Origin of the sequence: Rhizobium nepotum 39/7 (assembly GCF_000949865.1) — a bacterium.
In the GTDB taxonomy this organism is placed as follows: Bacteria; Pseudomonadota; Alphaproteobacteria; order Rhizobiales; family Rhizobiaceae; genus Agrobacterium; species Agrobacterium nepotum.
In genome coordinates, this window is the sequence record NZ_JWJH01000008.1 from 111,168 (window position 1) to 126,707 (window position 15,540).

Consider the following 15,540-nt stretch of genomic DNA (forward strand, 5'->3'; position numbering starts at 1 on the left):
TCGACCGGCAAAAATCATGGTCTTGGCAAAAATGGGTGACGTATGAAAAGTTTCGTAGAGACAACATTCGTGGCGGCTTTAATATCACTTCAGACTGGAGTATCCGCATTGGCGCAGGACCGCGTTCTGATTTCCTCCGACTGGGGTAACGTTACTGCCGAACTGGCTGACAACGCGGCCACTCGTGCCCTTGTCGCATTGTTGCCGTTGACGATTGAGATGGACGATCATCTGCGTCAGGAAAAGACCGGCGACCTGCCCTCCGCCTTACCGTCCGCTCCGCGCCAGCGCGAGTTCTCCATTGGTACGCTCGGCCTCTGGAGTTCGGGCGATTTCGTCATCTACTACCGTGATGGACGCGTGCCGCAGCCTGGCATCGTGATCTTGGGTCATATCCCCAGTGATGCCTCGATCTTTGATCGACCCGGCAAGGTCACCATCAGAATCGAAAAACTGCGCTAATAATCGATAGCGGCAGGAGAAACGTGGCAATCCTGCCCGCCTTGAACCAGCGGCCGGCCCAGAGGCAAATTACCCTTTTGTCTCGCGCCTTTACGTAATATCCCTGTCTTACGCGTGCGGGCCCGGTTTTCCGCAAAGATGTAAAGACCCATTGGAGATACTCCGTGAAACGGCACCTCGGCTTTATGACACTGCTCTCTCTTTCGCTGACCTTTCCTGCGTTCGTTTGCGCCGAAGACAATGTCGCACAGCCACACCCGATGACGATTACCGACATTGCCGGACGGCGTGTAGAGGTCAACGTCCCTGTTCAGCACATGCTGCTTGGAGAAGGCCGTCAGCTCTATCTGATCGCCTCACTTGATCAAGAGAACCCGTTTCAGCGTATCGTCGCCTGGCGCAACGATCTGATCGACGCCGATCCCGCGACCTACAAACAATATCTCGACAAATTCCCGGCGCTCGCGAAACTGCCCACCTTCAAAGGTCATGAAGGCAGCCTTATCGATATCGAATCCGCCGTCGTCCAGAAACCGGATGTCGTCCTTCTCAATCTCGAGGCCAAACAGGCAAATGAGGAGGCACAATACGTCGAGAAGTTAGCATCACTGGATATTCCAGTGCTCTATGTCGATTTCCGCCATTCTCCCTTGAAAAACACCGATCCGACAATCCGGATTCTCGGCAAGATCATGGGGCGCGAAGAGAGGGCGGAGGAAGTCATTGCATTCAGAAAGAAGGCAATGAAGCGGGTGGAGAGCGTTCTGGAGCAGGCCAAGCCAGACCGCCCCAAAGTGTTTATCGAGCGCATCGGCGGATATTCCGACGATTGCTGCCTGACCTTTGGCGCCGAAAACTTCGGAAAATACGTTGAGCTGGCCGGTGGCAAAAACATCGGAAGCGAATTCCTGCCGTCAACCTTTGGGCAACTCAATCCTGAACAGGTGGTCGTGTCCAATCCCGATCAGGTGATCGTTACAAGCGCCGACTGGCAGGCTTACGTGCCGGGAGGGCGCTGGATTCCCTTAGGGCCGGGGGCAGATCTCAATCAGGCACGTAAAAAACTGGAATGGTATCCGACGCGCGATGCCTACACAGGCACAACTGCGCAGATGACGAACAGCTTTCATGGCATCTGGCACCAGTTTTATAACAGTCCCTACGAATTCATCGCCATCCAGTGGATTGCCAAATGGCTTCATCCGGACCTGTTTGCCGACCTTGATCCGGATCAGACATTCGCTGAGTACCACAGGAAGTTTCTGCCGATCGAATACAAACCTGGCTATGCCGTCAGCTTCGACGCCTCCACAAAATAACGGCGCTTCGCGTGATGCGGTTATTGGTCATCAGGCAGTAGCTCCGGTCTTCGCGTTTGCGACGGTGTCAGGACCGGTTCCACCTGCGATCAACAACAAGGTGTAACCGGTCCCAGCTTTAGGTTCTCAAAAATCGGTCGTCATGGAGATCTTGAACGTGCGCGGCGCGCCCTGCGCGATCGTGCTGTAACTTGCCACGCCCGACCAGTAATCCTTGTCGAAGACGTTTTCGACGGAGGCGCGGACTGTTACCGGCCTGTTCTCGATTTCCGTCTTGTAGCGTGCGCCCAGATCCAGCCGCGTCCAGGACGGGATTTTCAGGCTGTTAGCCGTATTGATATACTGTTCTCCGGTATGGATCACATTGGCCGAAACAGTGAACCCCTCAAGAAACGGCGTATCCCATTCCATGCCAATGTTCGCCTGGACGGAGGGAACCCCAACAGGCTTGTTTCCGAGCGTCTGCGAATTTGATGTTTTCGTCAGCGCACCGTCGATCAGCATCAGCCCGCCGAGCAGGCGAACATCGTCCGTGACCTCCCCGAAGGCATTAAACTCAAGTCCCCGATTGCGCTGCTCGCCTCCCGCCGAGAACAGGAGGCCTCCGCTCGTCGGCTCCAGTTGACCAAAGGGCTTTTCGATCTGGAACGCACTGATCGTCATCCCAACCTGACCAAAGTCGAACTTCGTGCCGATCTCGTATTGGGTGGTGCGGTACGGAGCGAGCGTTTCACCGGAATTGACCGCAGTAATTGGCGCCGTGTCGCCAATGCTGAGCCCCTCGGCGTAGTTTGCATAGAAGGAAACGGCATCCCAGGGCCGGACGACGATACCCACCAACGGCGTGACTGCATCCTCATCCGACGAGGAGGAAACCGTACCCGTGGCCGTATTGAAGTTCTTCGAATCGATCTGCTGAAGGCGGCCGCCGACGGTCAGTTGCAATCGTTCATCCAGCATCGACAGGGTGTCGGACAGCGCAATACCCGAGAGCGTGCTTTCCGATACTCTTGGCACAGAGCTCGGATTGGCCACGAACTGCTCAACCCGGCTTAACGGATCATACATGTTGCTGAGATCGGTCGTTCCAGACACGATGGCACGGTCGAGGCCCTGTTTTAGATAACTCGCCTGCAGGGTCATGACATGCGCAATCGGACCGGTATCGAACTTCCCCCTCAGACCGGTTTCCGCCGTTAGCCTGTCGACATCGAAGACGCCATTTTGCGGCATGGTGCTGATGTCGCCGGCGGAGTTGAGGATGGTGGGCAGGCCGAACAGACGATGGACATGGGAGGTGCCGCCCCCCACCGCGCTGAACCAGGTGACATCATCGGTCAGATCATATTCGAATCGTCCAAGAACCGACCGCTCCGTGCTTTTCGACCACTCCCACGACTGCTGTACGTTCAACGAACCGTCAGGCGCACTCGGGATCGCCGCAAGGCGGCTTCCTGGGTAGAACGGACGCGATAACGCATCATATTTTTCATATTGCCCGATAACATCGAGCGTGGCTCTAAGGTTCTCTCCTTCGTAGTCCAGGGCCAGCGAACCCAGAAAGAAGTTTCGGTCCTGATCGTCGATCGGCGTGTCGCCACCGTGAACGCTGCCATTGAACCGGACACCGAACTGGCGCTCATCGCCGAAACGACGGGACAGGTCGAGATGAACCCCGCCCTGCATCTCCGAAGCGTAGTCAGTAGTCACCCGTGTCAGGTCCTGATCGCCAGCGCGCTTCGGAACGATATTGATGGTGCCGCCGACAGCGCTGTTGGGTGAAATGCCATAGAGGAACGCCGTCGGCCCCTTCAGCACCTCGATACGTTCGGCATAATCAGTGAAAACGCGGTAGGTCGGTGCAACACCGTAAACACCGTCAAACGCGATCTCCCCGAAATTGCCTTCACCGATCGGGAATCCCCTGATGTAGAAGGAGTCCAGCATTCCGCCGGATGAGTGAGTATTTCGGACAGATGGATCATTATCCATTACCTCGCCGACGGTACGGGCGCCCTGATCCTCAATCTTCTGCGACGTGTAGGCCGTGGCATTGAATGGAATATCCATAAAATCCCGGTCCCCGAGTATGCCAAGTCGCATACCTTTTGCGACCTGACCGCCCGCATACTCGTCCGGCAATGTCCCGATCGTGGAAGTTTCGTCCTTATCACCTGCAATGATAATTGGTTTAAGTTGGATCGTGTCTTCGGCGGAGGCCGTCTCACTGACCAAAATCGCCAACGCGATCGCGCATCCCATGCGGGTATTCATAGCAAATCCTCGATAAAATTGCCGATCGCAGGCTTCGGTTGATTCGAGACCTCACGCTTCGATCAAAGCCGAGTAAATAACATGATTAAAAAAGTCAATTTTGATTCAGCGCTAGGGTTGTGCGTGGTTGTCAGTCGCGGTCTGGGCTTGGGGTCGTCGCCGTCAGTTAGGTTGGCTCACTATGTCACAGTCCGCTCATGATCATTTTCCCGACCGCCAGCTCGCTCGCGAAATAGCCGCTGTATCTGGGCAAGCTATCCGACATATCCAGCACGCGACGGTGATAGAATATATCCATCCGAGCCGGCGGGAGCTGGGCCTCAGCCCCAAAATTGTACGCTGGAATGAACATCACCTTGAACGGCCCGACGCCCGCAACCTCCACAACGGGCTTGCCGCAGGTCCGGCAGAGCCCGCGGTCGAAGTTCGGCGGCGAACGGTATTTCTTGAATGAGACATTATCGGCATTCTTCAACGTCACATCCTTGGCGCGAACGGCGACCACATCCGCGAATAGTTTGCCGTTGAACGCCTGGCAAATCAGGCAGTGGCATCGGAACCTTGCTTTCGGCTCGGCATGCACCTCGAAAGAGCAGGCAGTGCATTCGCAGGAACCGCGCAGCGGCAGCGATGTGTAGGGGGTCATGTTCGGATGCTCCTGAGCTTGGCTTGATGACGGCACGCCGGTTATCGAAGCATCATCTTGAGGATGATATCGATCGGCTGTCTGAACGGGGCATGGAGCAGGTTGGAAAGATTCCAGCGACCCTGCTCATAAATCCCCTTGGCGTGGCTGAGGGTACGGAAGCCCTCAATGCCATGGTAAGCACCCATGCCGCTGGCCCCGACGCCGCCGAAGGGCAAGTCATCCTGAGCGATGTGCATGATCGTGCCGTTGATGGTGACGTTGCCTGAGGTTGTTTGGCTCAGCACCATGCGTCGATCTTCGTCATCGGCACCGAAATAATAAAGCGCGAGCGGCCGAGGCCGGGCGTTTACGTAGGCAACCGCATCGGCGATGTCGCGGTAGGGAAATACCGGTAGAACCGGGCCGAAAATCTCTTCGTGAGCGATGCGCATGGTGTCTGTCACGCCGAATACGACGGTTGGCGCCAGCGTGTTGCGGCGAGTGGATGCATCGCCGGGCCGATTACCAACCTCGACGATCTGCGCACCCTTGGCTCTGGCGTCCTCGATCAGGCTCTGGAGCCGGGCGTGGTGCCGCTCATTGATGATGGAAGTATAGTGTTCGCTCGTCGGCCCGTCCGCATAGAAAGACGCGACTTTCCGGCCATACGTCTCGATGAATGGCTCGACGTCGTTTTCGTGGACGAGTGCATAGTCAGGGGCGATGCACGTCTGCCCGGCGTTAAGCAGCTTGCCGAAAGCAATCGACGCCGCCGCTTGGTCGAGGGAATGGCCTTTGGCGACAATGACCGGCGATTTGCCGCCCAGTTCAAGTGTGACCGGTACGAGGTTGTCGCTCGCAGCCTTCATCACAGCCCGCCCCACCGCAGTGCTGCCGGTGAAGACGAGATGGTCAAACGGCAGGGCCGCGAATGCCGCCCCTACCGCCGCATCACCGTTCGCGATCGCGAACTGCTCTTCGGAGAAAATCTCACCGAACATTTTTGCGAGCAGCGCATTCGTCACGGGCGTGAACTCGGAAGGCTTCAACATCACCCGGTTGCCGGCGGCGATGGCGGTTGCGACCGGCATCAGCGCCAGGTTCACCGGATAGTTCCACGGCGACATCACGCCGACGACGCCAAGCGGCTGATACTCAATGCGGGCATTGCCCATCCGCATGTGCAGAGCAACGTGACGGCGGGAAGGCGCCATGAATTTACGAAGGTTGCGGATCAGATATTTCGTTCCCTCCGCGACCCCTCCAACCTCCATGATCGCCGTCTCATACCTCGAGCGATGTCCAAAGTCGGCATTGATGGCGTCTTCGATCGCTTTGCGGTGCCCGATTATCGTGGACCTGAACTTCGACAGATCAGCGCGTCGTTGCGCCAGCGACGGCGCTCCGTCACGCAGGAAGGCAGCACGCTGGTCGGCGAGAAGACTGCCTAACCGATCAGGGGCGGTCAATTTGTCGATTGCGTTCATGGTCCACTCCAATGTAGACAAAAGAAACTTATGCGCTTGAGATAGGCGCATAAGTAGTCACTGTCAACAATGTAGTCGAAAGAAACTTCGAGGCACCATGCAGGACACCCCAAACCGCCCCTATCATCATGGTGATCTGCGTCGCGCAGTTATCGAGACGGCATTGGATATGCTTCAGGAGGACAAGAACTGGCAGTTCACGCTGCGGGAAGTCGCCCGCCGGGCTGGCGTAAGCCACGCTGCACCCTACAAGCACTTTCCGGACAAGGCCGCGCTCCTTGCAGAGATTGCAATGATTGGTTTCGACCGGCTGCGGGAGTCTCTATCGGCCGCCAAGCCTGAAGCGCCCCAGTCTCTCCGCGACGAAATCACGCCTGTGGCTCACGCCTATGTCGCGTTCGGGATGGACAACCCTGCCCTCTACCGCCTGATGTTCAGCGCTGGAGAGGAAAAAATCGCGGGAATGCATCTCAATGAGCGGGCGCTCGCGGTCTTCGATCAGGCGCTCGAAATCCTTCGACGGGGCCAGGCCGCGGGGCGCATTCGCAAACGGCCGATAGAAGGCCAGGCGGCGACCTTGTGGGGGCTCATCCACGGCATGACCATGCTTGCGATTGATGGGCTCCTGGTGCCTGAGAAAGTTGGATTTTCCCCTTTGGATTCGGCCTTGAGCACATTGGTGGAAGGTTTGGAGAATACAGCACCAGAAGACTAGCTCCGCATGCAGGAATACCCGCACCCAGTCGACTGCCGCTCAGATCAGCCTATCTCTTTCAGTGGCCAGACTTCAACGACGCCGTGCGCCACCGCGCAGGGAACGTGCGAAACCTTTTCAATGGCTTCGGCTAAGTCTGCGGCTTCTATGATGGCAAATCCGGCGATCGGCAAGGCGGACGACATGAACGGCCCATCGCGGGTTTCCATGCCACGGGCCTCTGGATTGCGGACCTGCACCGGCGGACCGGCAATCCCGATCACCGCGCCTTCGGATCGCAATTTCGCATCCTGGTTATGGGCGGCGTCCCTGACGGGGCCGGGCGTGCGCTCGTAGTCCGCCGGATCTCCATATCCGATTGTGATGAACTTGGGCATGGTGTCGGCTCCTTTCGGGGAATGTGGAGGCCTTGAGAATTGCCAGTCAACGGCTACGACCTGAAGCCGGTTCCGGGAACGGGAACCAAACCGCGCCTTTGAGGTTAAGAGAAATTCGTTTTCCAGCGGCAGCGGCGCCATCGGAAAATTCATTCTCATCCAGCGACTAAAAGCCGAAGGGAACCGATCATGCAAGATCACGACCATAGTGGACAGGAGAACATGGGCAGACGCCCATACGCGATGTTCGCCGTCAACATGCTCCTCAGTCTTGTTGTCATGTACTTCGTCATGTTCTCCATGATCGACGGATGGGGCGATTTCCGGAACAACCTCAACATGCTCTACATGGCGCTGACGATGGTTGCGCCGATGGGCATCATCATGCTTGCCACCATGGGCGGCATGTACAGGAACAACAGGTTAAACGCACTCATATATGCCGGTCTGGCAATCCTGTTTGTGGCCGCCTTCGCCGGAACGCGCACGCAGGCTTTCATAGACGATAGACAGTTCATCGCCTCGATGATCCCGCATCATTCCGGTGCAATCCTCATGTGCGAAGACGCGGATCTCCAGGATCAGGAACTCGTCGCATTATGCTCGCAAATTTCGCGCGGCCAGCGTGAGGAAATCGAGCAGATGAATGCCATTCAGGCCCGTCTTAACTGACCGCCTCCAACGCGGCACGGCCGCCGAACCATTCCGTTGAACCTTTGTTCCCATTTGATCGGCGTCTTTCGCGTCACAGCCGTGATGACGCCTGCCGCACGATCTTTTCGCGGGACACATTCCTTTTCCCACCGAAGATGGCATCGATATGCGGCCGGACCCCGCCTTCTACACGCGCCTTCCGAGTGCTGTGGTCAGTATGTCGGCAAAGCCGCGCCCGGCGCTGCCGTCCTTATCTAGGCGCGGATTATAGATGGTGATTTCGATGCCGACTGCCTTGCCGCTCGCCATGGCGACCTGCAGCGCGGTCCCGAGTTCCTCCCACGACAACCCGCCCGGCACGCGGAAATCGACAGCCGGCATGATGGCGTCGTCGAGGCAATCGGCGTCGAGGTGGATAAAAAAGCCGTCCAGTTCCTCTCGCGTCAGGTGGTCGACCGCTTCACGTGCGGCGGCCTCGATGCCTTTCGCACGCAAGGCGGGAAGGTCGATCGCCTTGAGTTCACTGGGAAGCGGTTGGCTTTCGTATTCCTCCTGATCCTTATGATCGCGGTACGCGAAGGCAACCGCGTCCTGGGGGCGGACCAGAGGACCGCGATCTTCGATATTGGTCAGGAGCGACGGGCCATAGCCGGTGACCAGGGCAAGGTCCATCGAGGCGCCCTCGCCGTTGGGCTCCGCCTCCGGCTGAAAGAAATCGGCGTTGCCATCGATGAAAAGCAGACCGTAGCGGCCACGCCGTCGAAACGCGAGCATCGAGCCCAGCACGATCGTGCAATCTCCGCCGAGTACTATCGGAAATTCGCCCGTATCGAGCACAGCTTCCACCGCGTCGGCAAGCTTGGGTGACCACGCCGCGATTGCTCCTGCATTCAGGACGCCGGTCTCGGGATCGGGAGCCGGATCCTTTGGAGGCACCGCCAGCCGCCCGGCGCGGCGCGCATGGATGCGCTCCGCGAGCCCGAGGCTCAAGAGCCGGTCGGGCAAGTGCTCCACACCATCGGTCGCCAGGCCCAGCGTGGAGGGAGCTTCAAGAATTGCATAGGGAAGGGTCTGCATGCGCGCCTCCATCAGCGGCTATTTCGCAGAATAAGTCACTGCCTCGATCTTGTGACCGTCCGGATCGCGAACGAACGCGCCGTAATAGTTGGCATCATAGTTTGGCCGCAGCCCCGGAGGGCCATCGTCGCTGCCACCGTATTTTAATGCCGCCGCGTAAAATCGATCGACCATCGAACGATCCTCGGCGGCAAAAGCAATATGACTGCCATTGCCGACAGTCGCTGGTTTTCCATCGATCGGCACCTGAACGCTGAAGTGAAACGTCCCGCTTCCGTAGCCCAGTCCTCCCTCGTCCTCGGCCATCGGCACTATGCCGACGATCGGCAAAACGGCATCGTAGAAGCGCTTTGAACGCCCGACATCATTCGTCCCTACCGAAACATGGTGGATCACAACGCCCTCCGTTCCAATTTCGTACCGTAACGACTGCCTCCGATCATTGTTCCCTCGTCGCTGCATGCCGCGATGGTGCTCGGGTCGAACGGCGTCACCGCCTGGGCCTCGTCGAACCAGACCTAGATATGAATTGCTGGGAAAGGTCGCCTGACTGTAGTGGCTCCGCAACTCGGTGTCGGAAACATGTCACGGAAATTCGAACTCTCCACCCGCCATACACGATGAGACAGCAACACTCAGCCGACGCAATCAGCCGATCGAAGGCACGGCTTCAGCCCTTGCCGCCGAAGGTCCGAAAACGCTCAGCATCGATCGACATAACGATTTCCGTCGCGGTCGCGATAATAGCAGCGGCCGGGTTGTCCTGCTACATTTCCGATCAAGGCGCCGGATACACCCCCCACGGCCGCACCGACCGCAGCGCCGCGAACGTTGCCCGTCGCCACACCGCCGACGACGGCGCCCGTGGCGGCACCGATCCCGGCACCCTTTTCCGTCGATGTGCAAGCTGTCAGACCCAACCCTACGCATCCGATAATGAGAAACTTGTGCATTTGAACCTCCATTCCAGTTTGCTCCCGATAAAAGACTCCTTCGGGCCACCAAGGCGACGCGACAGGCCGAGTGTTGGCTTCGGCCGGACCGTCACGGTGAAGTCATCGAACCAAGTCCACTGCCCAAAGTTCCGAAGTAATTGAAGGTCGACTCAAATCGGTCGGGCACTCTCTCGCAAATGAGCGTGAACCGAACAGACGGCACATCTGCAACTGAGGGCGATCGCAAACACTTTATGATTCCACCTTCTTGCCACCCTTGATGAAGTCGATGAAGGCACGGAGAGGTGCCGGCACCAGCCGGCGGCCGGGATAATAGAGATAGGGGCCTGAGAAGCTCAGCCACCACGGCTCCAGCAGGGGCTCGAGTGCGCCGCTTGCCAGATGCGGCTCCAGCCAATCCTCGAAGAGATAGACGATACCCATACCGGCAATGGCAGCGCTGACGCCAAGATCCGTGCCGCCGCCCGATTGTACGAGGAGTTGGCCCGGCGGATCGATGACCACCGTCTCGCCGCCGCGTTCGAATTCCCAGGACGTGACGGCCCGACCGGCGAAACGACCTCGAATGCAGGCATGCCCAAGCAGGTCTCGCGGATGGTTGGGACGCCCCTGCACAGCAAGATATTGCGGTGCTGCGGCAAGGGCAAAGCGCTGTGTGCGAGGTCCGATTGGCACCGCGATCATGTCCTGTTCAAGCCGCTCGTCATACCGGATACCCGCATCGCAACCGGCGGAAATGATGTCGACAAAATTCTCGTCGGTGACGATTTCCAAGCGAATATCCGGATAGGCAGCGAGAAACGGTGGAACGATGCCCGGCAGGACCAGCCGGGCGGCACTGACCGGGACGTTGAGCTTCAGCGAGCCTGCCACCCGATCGCGATCGCTATTGACCTGATCGAGGGCCGAGTGGATTTCCGCAAAGGCGGGATCCAGTCGTCGAAGCAGTTCACTGCCGGCTTCGGTTGGCAGAACGCTGCGGGTGGTGCGATTGAGAAGGCGTATCCCAAGCTCATTTTCCAGGCGCTTGATCGCATCGCTGAGCGCCGACGAACTAATGCCACTGGCACGCGCTGCCTGACGAAAGCCACGAGCACGAGCAACCAACAGGAACGCACTGATATCGTTGAAGTCTGGCATATGGCACCTCCCGCCGACATTGCATTGTCCGTATTTCCGGACAGGCTGTCCTGACTATAGCCAATTGTGACTTCAATTACATCAACTCTATATTGGAGGCAGACAACGGGAGAAATCAAATGACAGCACTCAACCACGCTGGGACCTTCCCACTTGCTGGCCGCAACATCAGGCGGATGGGCTACGGGGCCATGCAGTTAGCCGGTAAAGGGGTCTTCGGCCCGCCAAAAGATCGCGATGAAGCGGTCGCAGTACTGCGAGAGGCAGTGGACAACGGCATCAATCATATCGACACGAGCGATTTCTATGGGCCGCACATTACCAATCAGATCATTCGCGAGGCGCTGCATCCCTATCCTGATGATCTCCTGATCGTCACAAAGATCGGAGCGACCCGCGGTGACGATGCCTCCTGGAACCCGGCCTTCTCGAAAGAGGAACTGACCCAGGCGGTGCACGATAATCTTCGCAATCTTGGTGTGGAGGCGCTGGATGTCGTCAACCTGCGGGCGATGCTCGACGTGCACGGTCCCGCCGAAGGATCGCTCGAAGCGCCCCTTGCGGTACTGGCAGATCTGCAACGGCAGGGACTGATCCGGCATATCGGTCTGTCGAACGTCACAGCCCGGCAGATTACGGACGCTGGAAAGATGGTGGAGATCGTTTGCGTGCAGAACCAATATAATCTGGCGCATCGACAGGACGATGCCCTGATAGACGTGCTCGCAACGCGGGGCATCGCCTATGTTCCATTCTTTCCGCTCGGAGGCTTTTCTCCGCTGCAATCGACGGTGCTCTCAGATGTCGCCACGCGCCTGGACGCCTCGCCGCTACAGGTAGCGCTCGCCTGGCTTCTGAAACGGTCAGCCAATATCCTGCTTATTCCCGGCACGTCTTCGCGAGTGCATCTGCGCCAGAACCTTGCGGCCGCATCCCTCGATCTCCCGGATAGCGCCATGACTGCTCTTGCGACGATCGCCGATTGAATCTGGATTGACGGTTGTCGCTTTAGCCTGAGCCGAGGTGTCAGGTACTCAGAACCTCCAGACGAGATCGCCGCGCACTCCGTGCGCCTGTACGGCGGACGATATTTGCCCGGAATAGGAAACGCCCAGTGTTACGGCCTTCGTCAGGGAATAATCGATACCTGCCTCAACGATGAAAGCATCCCTTGCCAGCGGAGAACCCTCCACCGAAAAGGCCGATCCTCTGGTGAATGTCAGTTCGGTTTCAGGCGAGACATCCCCGAAAGCATGCCGCCATCCCAGCATACCGCGCGCCGTCAGCCTCGAATTGTCGCCTGTGGGAATATCGCCCTGAACACGCACGCCCAGCGTCGTGAAAAGATTATCGTCATTTCCGCTTTGTGACTTCAGCCCGGCTGAACCGTCTTGCCCGATACCTCGGTTTGCAGGTGCACGTAAGCCAGGTTCGCAAAGGGCTCGAAGCCTGCGGCTCGGTTTGTCGATCGTTCGGCGCACCGCAGATCTGCTTGGACATCCCTTGAAGATAGAGTCCGCGGAATGTCGAGGCTCTTCGTTCTCCGTCAGCATTCCGCGGGCCGCCCGTCCATCGCCGCTCGCTCCTCCACATATTGCAGATCCCATAAGGCACTCCCGATGCATTATGGTCGTCGATGACGAGCCCGATGTGCTCAATGCCATCCGTCAACTCCTCACAGTGGTCGGATACCGTGTCTATGCCGGGAGGTCGGCCAGGGAAGTAATGCAGCTTCACACAACAATGTCAGACCACAGTCGATCGCCTGTAGATCTCATAATAGCGGATTACAGGCTGGAGAACGGAGCAACGGGTTTGGATGTTATTGGCGAACTCCAGCAATATATGGGCCGATCAATACCGGCATTCCTGCTGTCGGGGGACACCTCTCCGTCCGTATTGAAATCGATATCGGAAAGCGGCTACCGCCTCCTTAGCAAGCCGGTTGATGGAGACGAACTGCAAAAAGCAATTGCTGAAGCGTTTCAACCCCTTTCCAGCTGAATCAGGCTCACCGCTGATTGCACCGACCATGCGTCTCAAAGTGCCGTCATCTGCTTGCCGCTCCTGACAATCCTTCTGATGGACCCGGAGGCCTTTCCCGCCAGCCTCCTGACGCCGATTGCGCAGATCACCGAGGGTGAAGCGGGATTGGCGAACGTTAAAGTCATAGAACCGATGTCGGCTGGTTCGTCTTCTGTGCAAACACCTGATAGAGTAGTGGACTGCTGATTGTAACGGTCGGACATCATCTTCAAGGGTCGAAAATATTCGACGAAACCGGAGGGCATTTATGGGCTGGAAAACACCGAAGTTTGAATATGTGAATGGGTACAAGATCGTCGAAATCGACGGTCCTGCCTTCGAAGTTCACGATGGTGAACGTCAGCTAGGAGAGAGTTTCCCCTACTCCGGCGAAGCTGCCGCTTACGCAAAATCGTTGCCAAAGCGAGATCATCAGAGCAATCAGGCAGGAAGCCTGCGAAAATCATAGGCAAACCCGATCAACGATTGCGAAGCAGAATTTGACAAACTCCCATCTCCCCTCAGCCCTGGCGTCGCTTGGCTGGTCTGACTTTTTCGCCGACCAGATCGGCCCGAGCCAAACAGAGCTGTTGCCCAGGCGCGTAGCGTCGGTTCACCGGACACGCATCGAGGCGATCGGCGTCACAGGGCCAGTCAAGGTGGAGATTCCAGCCGATGTTAACACGGCTGACCTCGCGGTGGGCGATTGGATACTTGCCGATCCCCTGTCCGGCATGCTCGTCAGCCGCCTCGACCGAAAGACCCTGTTTCAGCGACGACCAGAGGTCGGACGCGGCCAGCAACTTGTTGCTGCCAACATCGATACACTGTTGATCGTGACATCGTGCAACGCCGATTTCAATATTGACCGTTTAGAACGTTATCTGATCACGGCTAACCAAGCAGGAACCAAGCCGGTAATCGTTTTGACGAAAGCTGACACCGCGGCCGACGTTAGCCTGTTTCAAGCCCAGGCCGAAGCTTTGCAGCGTGACCTACCTGTCGTTGCCTTGAACGGGCGCTCTGCCGATGCAATTGCTCTTTTGAGCCCCTGGTGTGGCATTGGCCAAACGATCGCCCTGGTAGGATCTTCCGGTGTCGGAAAGTCGACACTCGTGAACACGCTGATTGGACCTGAATCTGACTCAATGCAGAAAACCGGGACCATTCGTGAATATGACGCACAAGGCCGTCACACCACGACCGCACGATCGCTGCATGCTATTGCAGGCGGCGGCTGGGTTATAGATACGCCGGGAATAAGAACGCTCCTTGTCAGTGATGTCACGGACGGGATCGACACGCTTTTTTCCGACATAGTGGAACTGGCGCCGCTTTGCCGATTTCGTGATTGCACCCATGCGCATGAGCCGGGCTGCGCCGTTCAGGCAGCAGTCAAAAGCGGCGCTTTGGCCGCAGACCGCGTCGACCGCTGGAGACGCCTTGTTTCAGAAAACCGCGACAGAACACCCGTCATCAGCGGACCACGCGGCAACAAAAGCGTTCGAAAGAAAAAATATTGAGGCTCTGCACACCTTGAAGATATGAAGTTTCGCCCCGTGAATTCCTGGGGGCGATCTTCCTGTCTGGGAACCGGGTATGTATTGCGCCAGACATAGAGGGCTCTACTCATGTGAAGTCACTACCGTCGCTTTGCCAAAGTCAAACGCGACAGCACGACAATAAGGCCGACAACCACTGTGACGACGATGAACAGGAATGCGGCGGCAGCAATTGCGGGGCTGATATTTTCTCTGATGCTGGAAAACATCTGCCGTGCCAATGTGCGCTGGTTCGGACCGGCGACGAAGAGCGTCAAGACGACTTCATCGAGCGAGGTTGCGAATGCCAGGACGGCCCCGGACAGGACGCCTGGCATGGCAAGCGGCAGAGTGACGCGTCGAAAGACTGTTATGGGCGAAGCACCGAGGCTTTCTGCAGCGAGTTCCACGCGCCTGTCGATTCCGGCTAACGCGCCTGTCACGCTGACCACGACGAAGGGGACGGCAACGACGGTGTGCGCGATAATCACACCGGCATAGCTGTTTGTCAGGCCGAAGCGCGCAAGCAGTACCTGCATTCCAACGCCCAGAACGACCGCCGGCACGACCATCGGCAGAAGAAAAAGCGTGCGCATCGTTCCGCGAAAGAAGATGAGCCGGTTGCGCAAACCGAGTGACGCTGCCGTACCGAGCACGGTCGCAAGCGAGGTCGTTCCCGTGCCGATGATGATGCTGTTGACGATCGCCCGCCGCCAGGCATCCGCCGTGAACAGTTCTTCGAACCAGCGCAGCGACCAGGATGGGATTGGATAGGTGAGGATGACGCTGGAGGTGAAGGCAAGCGGCAGGATGGCTATGAGTGGCGCCACAAGGAAGAGCATCGTCATCGACGCGAAAGCGAGTTTGGTGAGCTTCATCGGCATG

General features: G+C 57.7%; 18 protein-coding genes and 1 pseudogene. 9 read left to right on the forward strand and 10 right to left on the reverse strand.

The genetic code is table 11. The features are described 5' to 3' along the window. Positions 1-108 precede the first annotated feature (108 nt). Together RS75_RS10470 and RS75_RS10475 are read left to right on the forward strand one after the other, a co-directional pair. Entirely contained in the window at positions 109-462 is a 354-nt protein-coding gene (locus RS75_RS10470) for a cyclophilin-like fold protein (protein WP_234704242.1), read from the forward strand. Between the two features lie 185 nt (positions 463-647). Next, positions 648-1,781 carry an ABC transporter substrate-binding protein gene (locus RS75_RS10475; RefSeq protein WP_045020079.1) on the forward strand — a complete coding sequence of 378 codons (1,134 nt, stop codon included), beginning with the start codon at positions 648-650 and terminating at the stop codon, positions 1,779-1,781. A gap of 126 nt (positions 1,782-1,907) precedes the next feature. Here RS75_RS10475 and RS75_RS10480 read toward each other — a convergent pair whose 3' ends face one another. The 3 genes from RS75_RS10480 to RS75_RS10490 all read right to left on the reverse strand — a co-directional run bounded on the left by RS75_RS10480 (position 1,908) and on the right by RS75_RS10490 (position 6,170). Next, positions 1,908-4,055, reverse strand: a complete 2,148-nt coding sequence (locus RS75_RS10480) for a TonB-dependent receptor (protein WP_045020081.1) — start codon at positions 4,053-4,055, stop codon at positions 1,908-1,910. 184 nt (positions 4,056-4,239) lie between these two features. Further along, the gene (locus RS75_RS10485; protein WP_045020083.1) at positions 4,240-4,701 is read right to left on the reverse strand and encodes a GFA family protein; all 462 of its coding nucleotides are present in this window, start codon (positions 4,699-4,701) and stop codon (positions 4,240-4,242) included. Positions 4,702-4,742: 41 nt separating this feature from the next. Continuing rightward, positions 4,743-6,170 carry a coniferyl aldehyde dehydrogenase gene (locus RS75_RS10490; RefSeq protein WP_045020085.1) on the reverse strand — a complete coding sequence of 476 codons (1,428 nt, stop codon included), beginning with the start codon at positions 6,168-6,170 and terminating at the stop codon, positions 4,743-4,745. Positions 6,171-6,267: 97 nt separating this feature from the next. On the opposite strand from RS75_RS10490, the gene RS75_RS10495 reads away from it, so the two are divergent. Beyond that, positions 6,268-6,885, forward strand: coding sequence for a TetR/AcrR family transcriptional regulator (locus RS75_RS10495; RefSeq protein WP_045020087.1), 618 nt, complete (start codon positions 6,268-6,270; stop codon positions 6,883-6,885). A gap of 44 nt (positions 6,886-6,929) precedes the next feature. On the opposite strand, the gene RS75_RS10500 is transcribed toward RS75_RS10495, so the two are convergent. Beyond that, positions 6,930-7,262, reverse strand: a complete 333-nt coding sequence (locus RS75_RS10500) for a YciI family protein (protein ID WP_045020215.1) — start codon at positions 7,260-7,262, stop codon at positions 6,930-6,932. Positions 7,263-7,451: 189 nt separating this feature from the next. Here RS75_RS10500 and RS75_RS10505 point away from each other — a divergent pair, with 189 nt between their 5' ends. Then, complete coding sequence (locus RS75_RS10505) at positions 7,452-7,934, forward strand: DUF305 domain-containing protein (protein ID WP_045020089.1); 483 nt, start codon at positions 7,452-7,454, stop codon at positions 7,932-7,934. Between the two features lie 168 nt (positions 7,935-8,102). Here the strand turns inward: RS75_RS10505 and RS75_RS10510 are convergent, their stop codons facing one another. From RS75_RS10510 to RS75_RS10525, 4 genes are all read right to left on the reverse strand, one after another. After that, positions 8,103-8,993 (reverse strand): arginase family protein, encoded by an 891-nt coding sequence (locus RS75_RS10510; RefSeq protein ID WP_045020217.1) that lies wholly within the window; start codon positions 8,991-8,993, stop codon positions 8,103-8,105. Between the two features lie 18 nt (positions 8,994-9,011). After that, the gene (locus tag RS75_RS10515) at positions 9,012-9,389 is read right to left on the reverse strand and encodes a VOC family protein (protein WP_045020091.1); all 378 of its coding nucleotides are present in this window, start codon (positions 9,387-9,389) and stop codon (positions 9,012-9,014) included. Positions 9,390-9,694: 305 nt separating this feature from the next. Then, positions 9,695-9,946, reverse strand: a complete 252-nt coding sequence (locus RS75_RS10520; RefSeq protein WP_045020219.1) for a glycine zipper family protein — start codon at positions 9,944-9,946, stop codon at positions 9,695-9,697. 234 nt (positions 9,947-10,180) lie between these two features. After that, entirely contained in the window at positions 10,181-11,089 is a 909-nt protein-coding gene (locus RS75_RS10525) for a LysR family transcriptional regulator (protein WP_045020093.1), read from the reverse strand. A gap of 119 nt (positions 11,090-11,208) precedes the next feature. Between RS75_RS10525 and RS75_RS10530 the strand changes: the two genes are divergently transcribed. Further along, positions 11,209-12,075 carry an aldo/keto reductase family oxidoreductase gene (locus RS75_RS10530; RefSeq protein WP_045020094.1) on the forward strand — a complete coding sequence of 289 codons (867 nt, stop codon included), beginning with the start codon at positions 11,209-11,211 and terminating at the stop codon, positions 12,073-12,075. Between the two features lie 48 nt (positions 12,076-12,123). Here the strand turns inward: RS75_RS10530 and RS75_RS27300 are convergent, their stop codons facing one another. Further along, the gene (locus RS75_RS27300; RefSeq protein ID WP_084686769.1) at positions 12,124-12,753 is read right to left on the reverse strand and encodes an autotransporter outer membrane beta-barrel domain-containing protein; all 630 of its coding nucleotides are present in this window, start codon (positions 12,751-12,753) and stop codon (positions 12,124-12,126) included. Between RS75_RS27300 and RS75_RS10540 the strand changes: the two genes are divergently transcribed. The 4 genes and pseudogenes from RS75_RS10540 to rsgA all read left to right on the forward strand — a co-directional run bounded on the left by RS75_RS10540 (position 12,716) and on the right by rsgA (position 14,637). Next, the gene (locus tag RS75_RS10540) at positions 12,716-13,093 is read left to right on the forward strand and encodes a response regulator (RefSeq protein WP_052679669.1); all 378 of its coding nucleotides are present in this window, start codon (positions 12,716-12,718) and stop codon (positions 13,091-13,093) included. The two genes, RS75_RS27300 and RS75_RS10540, sit on opposite strands and share 38 nt — an antisense overlap. Continuing rightward, positions 13,094-13,246 (forward strand): annotated as a pseudogene (locus tag RS75_RS27065) (MFS transporter); the annotation flags it as partial. It abuts the gene before it with no gap. Positions 13,247-13,382: 136 nt separating this feature from the next. Next, positions 13,383-13,583: a hypothetical protein gene (locus RS75_RS10550; RefSeq protein WP_045020097.1), complete on the forward strand. Its 201-nt coding sequence runs from the start codon at positions 13,383-13,385 to the stop codon at positions 13,581-13,583. 31 nt (positions 13,584-13,614) lie between these two features. Next, positions 13,615-14,637: a ribosome small subunit-dependent GTPase A gene (rsgA, locus tag RS75_RS10555; RefSeq protein ID WP_084686753.1), complete on the forward strand. Its 1,023-nt coding sequence runs from the start codon at positions 13,615-13,617 to the stop codon at positions 14,635-14,637. 119 nt (positions 14,638-14,756) lie between these two features. Here rsgA and RS75_RS10560 read toward each other — a convergent pair whose 3' ends face one another. Further along, positions 14,757-15,539 (reverse strand): ABC transporter permease, encoded by a 783-nt coding sequence (locus RS75_RS10560; protein WP_045020099.1) that lies wholly within the window; start codon positions 15,537-15,539, stop codon positions 14,757-14,759. Position 15,540: the final 1 nt, after the last annotated feature.

Excerpts from the sequence above, each read along its gene's own strand:
- RS75_RS10510 (WP_045020217.1), bottom strand. The coding sequence starts at position 8,993 with ATGCAGACCCTTCCCTATGCAATTCTTGAAGCTCCCTCCACGCTGGGC.
- RS75_RS10560 (WP_045020099.1), bottom strand. The coding sequence starts at position 15,539 with ATGCCGATGAAGCTCACCAAACTCGCTTTCGCGTCGATGACGATGCTC.
- RS75_RS10495 (WP_045020087.1), top strand. The coding sequence starts at position 6,268 with ATGCAGGACACCCCAAACCGCCCCTATCATCATGGTGATCTGCGTCGC.
- RS75_RS10540 (WP_052679669.1), top strand. The coding sequence starts at position 12,716 with ATGGTCGTCGATGACGAGCCCGATGTGCTCAATGCCATCCGTCAACTC.
- RS75_RS10525 (WP_045020093.1), bottom strand. The coding sequence starts at position 11,089 with ATGCCAGACTTCAACGATATCAGTGCGTTCCTGTTGGTTGCTCGTGCT.
- RS75_RS10490 (WP_045020085.1), bottom strand. The coding sequence starts at position 6,170 with ATGAACGCAATCGACAAATTGACCGCCCCTGATCGGTTAGGCAGTCTT.
- RS75_RS27300 (WP_084686769.1), bottom strand. The coding sequence starts at position 12,753 with ATGGCATTGAGCACATCGGGCTCGTCATCGACGACCATAATGCATCGG.
- RS75_RS10505 (WP_045020089.1), top strand. The coding sequence starts at position 7,452 with ATGCAAGATCACGACCATAGTGGACAGGAGAACATGGGCAGACGCCCA.
- RS75_RS10550 (WP_045020097.1), top strand. The coding sequence starts at position 13,383 with ATGGGCTGGAAAACACCGAAGTTTGAATATGTGAATGGGTACAAGATC.
- RS75_RS10530 (WP_045020094.1), top strand. The coding sequence starts at position 11,209 with ATGACAGCACTCAACCACGCTGGGACCTTCCCACTTGCTGGCCGCAAC.
- RS75_RS10480 (WP_045020081.1), bottom strand. The coding sequence starts at position 4,055 with ATGAATACCCGCATGGGATGCGCGATCGCGTTGGCGATTTTGGTCAGT.
- RS75_RS10485 (WP_045020083.1), bottom strand. The coding sequence starts at position 4,701 with ATGACCCCCTACACATCGCTGCCGCTGCGCGGTTCCTGCGAATGCACT.
- RS75_RS10520 (WP_045020219.1), bottom strand. The coding sequence starts at position 9,946 with ATGCACAAGTTTCTCATTATCGGATGCGTAGGGTTGGGTCTGACAGCT.
- RS75_RS10500 (WP_045020215.1), bottom strand. The coding sequence starts at position 7,262 with ATGCCCAAGTTCATCACAATCGGATATGGAGATCCGGCGGACTACGAG.
- RS75_RS10475 (WP_045020079.1), top strand. The coding sequence starts at position 648 with ATGACACTGCTCTCTCTTTCGCTGACCTTTCCTGCGTTCGTTTGCGCC.